The 8,119-nt window shown below is 43.2% G+C and carries 3 protein-coding genes; all 3 read left to right on the forward strand.

All coding sequences use genetic code 11. The annotated features are described in order from the left end of the window. Positions 1 to 25: 25 nt before the first annotated feature. Positions 26 to 5,197 carry a translocation/assembly module TamB domain-containing protein gene (locus BLS28_RS22550; RefSeq protein ID WP_091172675.1) on the forward strand — a complete coding sequence of 1,724 codons (5,172 nt, stop codon included), beginning with the start codon at positions 26 to 28 and terminating at the stop codon, positions 5,195 to 5,197. Between the two features lie 4 nt (positions 5,198 to 5,201). After that, entirely contained in the window at positions 5,202 to 7,484 is a 2,283-nt protein-coding gene (gene tamL, locus BLS28_RS22555) for a translocation and assembly module lipoprotein TamL (RefSeq protein ID WP_091172662.1), read from the forward strand. A gap of 272 nt (positions 7,485 to 7,756) precedes the next feature. Then, the coding region (locus BLS28_RS22560) for a two-component regulator propeller domain-containing protein (protein WP_305367613.1) at positions 7,757 to 8,119 on the forward strand (363 nt) is incomplete at its 3' end.

The following is an 8,119-nucleotide window of genomic DNA, read 5'->3' on the forward strand; positions in this document are numbered from 1 at the left end:
CTTCACCTTTGAAATACAAATACAATTGAAAAAAATACTACGAATAACCCTTAAAACGATACTTTGGATACTGGTAAGTGTAGTTCTGCTGGTTATCCTTGTAGTAATTTTGATACAGGTTCCTGCTGTTCAAAACTTCGCGAAAGACAAAGCCGTAACTTTTTTACAGAATAAAATCCACACCAAAGTTAAGATTGGCCATATCAGCCTTGGCCTGCCTAAACTGTTAGTTTTGGAGGACGTGTATTTTGAAGATCAGAAAAAAGACACCCTCATAGCCGGCGAAAGATTAAAGGTTGATATCAGCATGCTCAAGCTGCTGCACAGCCAGGTTGAAGTAAACGAAGTAAACCTGCAGGGCATTACGGCCAATGTAAACCGTGGGGCCGACAGTGTGTTTAACTTCGATTACATTATCAAGGCTTTTGTTGGCGAACAAAAAAAAGAAGTAGAACCTACCGATACTACATCAACCATGAAGTTTTCTGTTGATAAGATCGTTCTCGATAAGATCAACATAAAATACAAGGATGCCATTACAGGCAACGATGTAAAGTTTTTGCTTGGCCATTTTGACACCCGCGTTAAGGATTTTGATATGGATAAGATGAAGTTCACCATACCGAAAATTACCCTGAGCGATGTAAATGCTAAGATCATCCAATCGCCGACCAACGCCATCCCACCACCTGATACCGCTACCACACCTTTGAATATGGATTTGAATTTAGGGGTGATCGATATCTCTAAAATTAAGGTTGATTATCGAAGTGCCGAAATGGGTGCCAAGGTGGACCTAAGCAAGTTTTTGGTGGAGATGGACAAGATAGACTTAAAGAATCAAAAGGTAGGCATCAAAAGCATCGAACTGAGTGATACCAAAGCAGGCCTTAGTTTAGCCAAGCCTAAAACTGTGGTTAAAGAAGTTGTTAAAACCATTAAAAAACTGGATACGCTGGTATCCTCTCCTACCAAATCTGCCTGGCGGGCAACAATTAGAAAAGTAACTTTTACTAACGATAATATTAAGTTCGATAATGAAGCGCAGAAGGCTATCCTTAAAGGTCTCGATTTTGGCCATATGGACATCCGAAGTCTTAATGCCGAAGCTGAAAATATTTCCTATAGCCCTGATACCATTTCGGGCAAAATTAACTCCTTTACCTTTGCCGAAAAAAGCGGTTTAAAGATCAATAAGTTTCATACGGCATTCCTGTACGGGCCAACTAATGCTTATATGAATGACCTGTTGCTGGAAACGCCGAATACCACACTACAAAAGTCGGTACAGGTACGTTACCCTTCTATTGATGCCATCACCAAAAACATTGGCGCGCTGGGTATCAATGCCAATTTAGATGGCATCCGTTTGGGTCTAAAGGATGTTTTACTGCTGATGCCAAGCATGGCCAGCATAGAACCCTTTAAATCGTCACCGGGTACGGTATTCAAAATCAACGGCCGGGTGAGTGGGCAGGTAAACAACCTCGAGATCCCTAACCTGGAAGTAACCGGCTTAAGCAGTACGCATATCAAGGCCTCGGCAAAAATGAAAGGCCTGCCCGATGTAAACAAAGCTACATTTGATATTAGTATTGCCGATTTCAGTACCAGTCACAGTGATATAGCCAAGCTTGCTCCAGCAGGTAGTATTCCGCCAAATGTGAGCATCCCCGAAAAAATGAGCTTGAAAGGTAATTTTAAAGGAAGCATGTACAGCTTTAATACCAAAATGAGCCTGCGCTCGAGCTATGGCGCTGTTGATCTGATTGCGACTTTGAAGAATGGGCAAAACAAAAACACGGCAACTTATACAGCCAATATTAAAGTTAACGAGCTTAACCTTGGCGCGCTTACCAAACAACCACAAATGGTTGGCCGCATTACCATGAATGCTAATTTAAAAGGTGCCAGCCTCGATCCTAAAAAGGCAAGCATAGCTTTTAACGGCAATATTGCAAAAGCTTATGTTAAAGGCTACACTTACCAAAACCTGGTAATGAAAGGTACATCAAGCAATGGGGCCTATACAGCAGTTGCTACCATGAAAGATCCTAACATTAATTTCAGCCTGGATGCTAAAGCCAATCTCAACAAAAAATACCCGGCAGTTAAGGCCACGTTAAGTGTGGATAGCATCAACCTCAAAAACCTGAATTTTGTCAAGGACGATATGCGTTTTCATGGCAAGATTGTGGCTGATGTACCAACTGCCGATCCCGATTACCTGAACGCCGATATTAAAGCAACCGACCTGTTGGTAGTAAACAAAGGCCAGCGCATCCGGATGGACACTATCAGCCTCATCTCGACAGCCAGCGCCGATAGCAGTACATTACGCTTGAAAACTCCTGTCATGTCTGCCCACATGGCCGGCAAGTATAAACTTACCCAGATAGCCCCGGCCCTGCAGGATGTGATCAATAAATATTTCAACACCGCTATTGCAGGCGGGCAGCAGGTAGCTGTTAAAACTAAAGGCGGCAAAACGATAAAAGCCAAACCCGCACCTGTGGTTAAATATTCTCCGCAGCAGTTTACGTTTGAAGCCAAACTGGTTAAAACGCCATTGCTTACCCAGTTTGCCCCCGACCTGAAACAGCTTGACCCGGTTTTGCTGAACGGCAGCTTTAATAGTCAAACCGGCGAACTTGTTGTTAAAGGCTCCATACCAAAAGTTGTTTACGGCACCAACACAGTTAACAAAGCATCGCTTAACATTAACACTGCTAATAATGCGCTCAATTATAATTTTTCTGTTGATGAAGTGAAGGTGGGAAGTTCTGTCGATCTGTTGTATACCAGCATCTCAGGTGCCGCACAGGATAACAAAGCAGGCTTGAGCGTTCAAATCCGCGACGCAGCAAAAAAAGAACGTTTCCGTATAGCGGGTACTTTCAGTCTGTTGCCAAATGAATACCAGTTTAGCTTTAATAAAGATGGCTTATTGCTGGATTATTTGCCATGGGCGGTTAGTGATGATAACTTTTTACAATACGGGCCAAAAGGAATCCTGGCGCATAACTTCACTATTAGCAACAACAACCAGATCCTTAGCGTTAACAGCAGCACACAAGAGTTTAACAGCCCGCTGAATATCAAGTTCAATAATTTCCATATTGAGGCGCTTACTAAAATGGCCAAACAGGACTCGTTACAGGTGGGTGGTATCATTAATGGTGATGCTACCGTAAGCAACTTCCAAACCAGTCCTGTATTTACCGCTGCCATAAACGTTGATAATTTTAATTTTAAAGGAGATACGGTGGGCAATATAGCCCTCAAAGTAAATAACCAAACGCAGAATGCCTACGCCGCTCAAATGAGCATTACCGGCAAAGGCAATCAGGTTGATTTGAATGGAACGTATTACACCACGCCCGAAAGCCGTTTTGATCTCGACCTGAATATCGTGAACCTGAGCATGAAGAGCATCGAGGGATTTAGCTTTGGTAGCCTGCGTAATGCCACAGGTAATATTACCGGAGCACTTAAAATATCAGGCACTACAGATGCGCCTTCTGTACGGGGAGATATCAACTTTAACAAAGTAGGCTTTAACGTGGCTATGCTTAACTCCTATTTCAGGATGCCGCAGGAAAGCATTACTTTCAACAACGAAGGGATCCGCTTTAATGATTTTACGTTGGTTGATTCAACTGGCAACAAGGCCATAGTAAGCGGCAGTATCTACACCAAAACTTACACCGATTTTGCCTTCGGCATGGATATTAATGCCAATAACTTCAGAGTTACTAACTCAACCCAGGCCGATAACAAACTTTACTACGGCAAACTGTATGTGGATACCCGCATCAAGGTCCGCGGCAATATGACTAAGCCGGTGGTTGATGCCAACCTTACTGTTAACGACAAAACCGATATGACTTTTGTGCTGCCTACCAATGACCCGGCGCTGGAAGACCGGAAGGGAGTGGTTGACTTTATTGATAAAAATGCCCCTAAAATGGATTCCATCCTGCTGGCCAGGCAACTGGATTCGCTCAAAAAATCGGATGTTACAGGGTTGGATGTTTCTGCAACTATCAACGTAAATAAAAATGCTGCGTTTACTATTGTAGTTGATGAGCGAAACGGCGATATCGTACACCTTAAAGGCGAGGCCAGCCTGAATGGCGGCATTGACCCAAGCGGCAAAATAAACCTTACCGGTACTTATGTGGTTAACTCAGGCTCGTACAACCTGGCCTATGCAACTGTTAAGCGCACTTTTAACTTTAAAAAAGGCAGTACTATTGTTTGGACTGGAGACCCAACCAGTGCCAATATTGATCTTACCGCTATTTACGTAGCCAATGTACCACCAATTGACCTGGTTTCAAACCAGCTTTCGGATGCGCAAAATAGTACGATGTATAAGCAAAAGCTACCTTTCAATGTTAACCTTAACCTGAAAGATCAGCTGCTCACACCAACTATCAGCTTTGACATTGTACTGCCAGACAGTTCTTATTCTGTGTCATCCGAAGTGGTAAGTACGGTTAATACCCGCCTTACCCAGATACGCCAGGACCCTAACGAACTAAACAAGCAGGTATTAGGTGTACTTGTACTGGGGCACTTTATTGGCGATAATCCGCTGCAAAGCCAGGGTGCGGGTACTACCGTAGAGGGCACCATCCGTAACAGCGTAAGCAGCCTGTTATCTGACCAGTTAAACAGGCTTGCAGGAAGTTTAATATCAGGAGTTGATCTGAATTTCGGTTTAACCTCAGGTGAGGATTACTCATCGGGCACGGCCACCAATCGTACCGACCTCAACGTTGGCCTGTCCAAGCGCTTCCTGAATGACAGGCTTACCGTAAGTGTTGGCAATAATTTTAACCTGGAAGGTAATCAACCCGGTCAAAAAGCATCGAACATCGCGGGCGACGTATCCATAGCCTATAAACTAAGTAAAGACGGCCGCTACACCCTGCGTGCTTACCGCCGCGACGAATTTATTGTGATACAGGGACAGATCATTGAAACTGGCGTAGGCTTTACCCTAACTGTTGATTATAACCGTTTCCGCGAGATCTTCCGCAAGCGTACCCCTGAAGAACGCAGGTTACGCCGCCAATATCAGCAGGAACAAAAAGAGAAAAAAGAAAAACAGGACGAGGCGGATAAAGCGTTGGAGCAAAAGAATATGCAGCAGCAACAGGAAAACAAACCGCAAACTACTTCAAACTAAGCCCATGACCAAACATTTAAAATATATACTGCTTTCATCATGTGTTTTACTGAGTGCCTGCAGTACCACCAAGTTTTTGGCGCCGGGCCAAAAGTTATACACCGGCGGCGAGGTAGTAATCAAAGACTCGGTTTTGAAAAAAAGCGAAAAAAAAGCCTTGAGTGAGGAACTTGGCGCTTTATTAAGACCTATACCCAACAGTACCATATTAGGTATGCGTTTTAAATTGTGGCTGTACTTTAAAACAAAAACCAATAAAAGCAAAGGCCTTGCCCACTGGCTTAATAAAAAGGGTGAGCCTCCTGTGCTTATTAGTTCTGTTAACCTTGAGCAAAACAGCAAGATCCTGCAAAACAGGCTGCAAAACGAAAGCTATTTTCAGGCGCAGGTAAGCGGCGATACGGTGAGCAAAAAGCCAACATCAAAAGTTGCCAAGGCGGTTTATACAGCAGTAACCGGGCCTGGCTATAAGATCAGGAAGGTGGTATTTCCGCGGGGTACCCGCACTATCGATACCGCAGTAGCCGGAACATCGGCAAAAACGCTGCTAAAAGTCGGCAATAAATATAACCTTGATGTTATTAAAACCGAACGCCTGCGTATTGATGCCCGGTTGAAAGAAGAAGGCTTTTATTATTTCTCACCCGAACATTTGATCATGCACGTAGATAGCACTATAGCCGGGCATCAGGTTGATATTTTTGTGGCTGTTAAAAATGAAACACCTGGCCGCGCCCAAAACATTTATACCATCAACAATATTTATGTGTATCCGAGTTACTCGTTAAGGGACACCTCGCTGATGAAGGATAAAGCTGTTTTTTATAAATGGTATAATATTGTTGAGCGTCGTAACACCGTACATACCTATACTTTTGCCAATACGGTGCTGATGCGCCCGGGCCAGGTTTACAACCGTACTGCACATAACAACTCGCTTAACCGCTTCATTAATCTGGGTCCGTATAAATTTGTTAAAAACAGGTTTGAAGATGTATCTGCCGATTCATCGAAGCTGGATGTTTATTATTTTTTAACCCAATACAAAAAGAAATCGCTGTCGCTTGATATTTTAGGCCGCACCACATCGGCTAACTACACTGGTACACAGGTAAATTTAAACTGGCTTAATCGTAACGCCTTTAAAGGTGCCGAGGCTTTAAAGGTAACACTTTTTGGGAGTACCGATGTTCAGGTGGGGGGCCAAAATGCAGGCTATAATGTGTATCAGGCCGGTATCCAGACAACGCTTTCATGGCCGCGCTTTATCGGACCTATCTACCCAAAAGCGGCCGATGCCTATATCCCACATACTAATCTGAGCTTGGGATATTCAATAGTAAACCGTCAAAAACTCTATAACTTAAATTCATATAACTTATCATTCGGTTATCAGTGGCGCGAAACAGAACACCGGTCACATGAGCTTAACCTCATCAATTTTCAGTTTGTAAATCCGCTGAGCGTGTCGCAGAAATATAAAGACAGTATCGACAGGAAAGACGTTCCGGTAAACCCAGCCTTAAAGCATGTTATCGATAAACAGTTCATCCTGGGCCCAAGCTATAGCTTCACTTATACCAATACCAACGAGGATTATCGTACCAATACGCTTTATTATAATGGAAAGATCAGCCTTTCAAACAATATTTACGGCTTAGTTACCGGTGCAGATAGTGCCGGTGGAAAACCTAAAAAATTGTTCGGCGCCATATTTAACCAGTTTGTGAAACTCGAAAACGAGATCAGGTATTTTCATAAAACAGGGCAAAACAGCACTATAGCCAGCAGGCTTATTGTGGGTGTAGGTTTACCCTATGGCAACTCAACACAGTTACCTTATAGCCAGCAATTCTTTATTGGTGGCCCTAACAGCTTACGGGGTTTCAGGGCAAGGGCCATAGGGCCGGGTTCATTTGACCCAAGCAGCGGTGTAGGCACAGGCGGCTTCCTTGCCGATGAATCTGGTGATATCAAGATAGAAGCTAACATTGAGTACAGGCCAAAGCTATTCAGCATAGTACGCGGAGCTTTATTTGTTGATGCGGGTAACATCTGGCTACTGCACTCCAACGGATCACAGCCGGGCGCCGTGTTTACCAAAAGCTTCTTAAATGATTTTGCCGTTGATGCCGGCTTTGGTTTAAGGTTTGATTTAACCGTACTGGTATTACGTACAGATTTAGGTATCCCTCTTCGTACACCATATGTACGTGTTAATGAGCCACGCTGGGATTTCAACTTTAACCGGAGTGTGTTTAACCTGGCAATCGGGTATCCGTTTTAATTTTACAGTCTAAATATAACGAAAGTTAAGCTTAGCATATAGCATAGCGTCAAACAGCACAATTAGCCAAAAGCTATTGTGCTGTTTGCTTTAATAGACAATCAATCATACATATACGCGTCTGTTTTACACTGGATCGGCTCCCTCGCCGTTTTCAAACTGTATTTAAATACAAATCATTTCTTTTTAAATTTATCGGTGATACAACAAAACAAAGCCATACACCGTATCATTGCATATTGATAAAAGCAGCGATGTATACAAATTATAGAATGCCGCTAAAAAGCCTTTTTTTTAAACTTTTAATAATAGCACTGTTTCTATTCCCGGGCCGGGGATATGCCGACATTCCATATCAGTTAGTTTACCTGAAAAATTATAGCTCGCCTGATGGCTTGCCCAGTTCAAGGGTTAACTATTTAATGCAGGACAGCAAGGGTTTTATCTGGCTGGCCACCGATAAAGGCGTGAGCAGGTTTGACGGCCAGCACTTTAAAAACTTCACATCGGCCGACGGGCTGGAAAACAACGAGTGTTTCCGGATTGCCGAGGATAATTATCACCGGATTTTTTTTTACTGTAATAACTACAGGGTCTGTTATTATGAAAACGGGCTTATACATAAGCTTAATTCA

The organism is Mucilaginibacter gossypii, from assembly GCF_900100945.1.
Classification (GTDB): Bacteria; Bacteroidota; Bacteroidia; order Sphingobacteriales; family Sphingobacteriaceae; genus Mucilaginibacter; species Mucilaginibacter gossypii.

Excerpts from the sequence above, each read along its gene's own strand:
- tamL (WP_091172662.1), top strand. The coding sequence starts at position 5,202 with ATGACCAAACATTTAAAATATATACTGCTTTCATCATGTGTTTTACTG.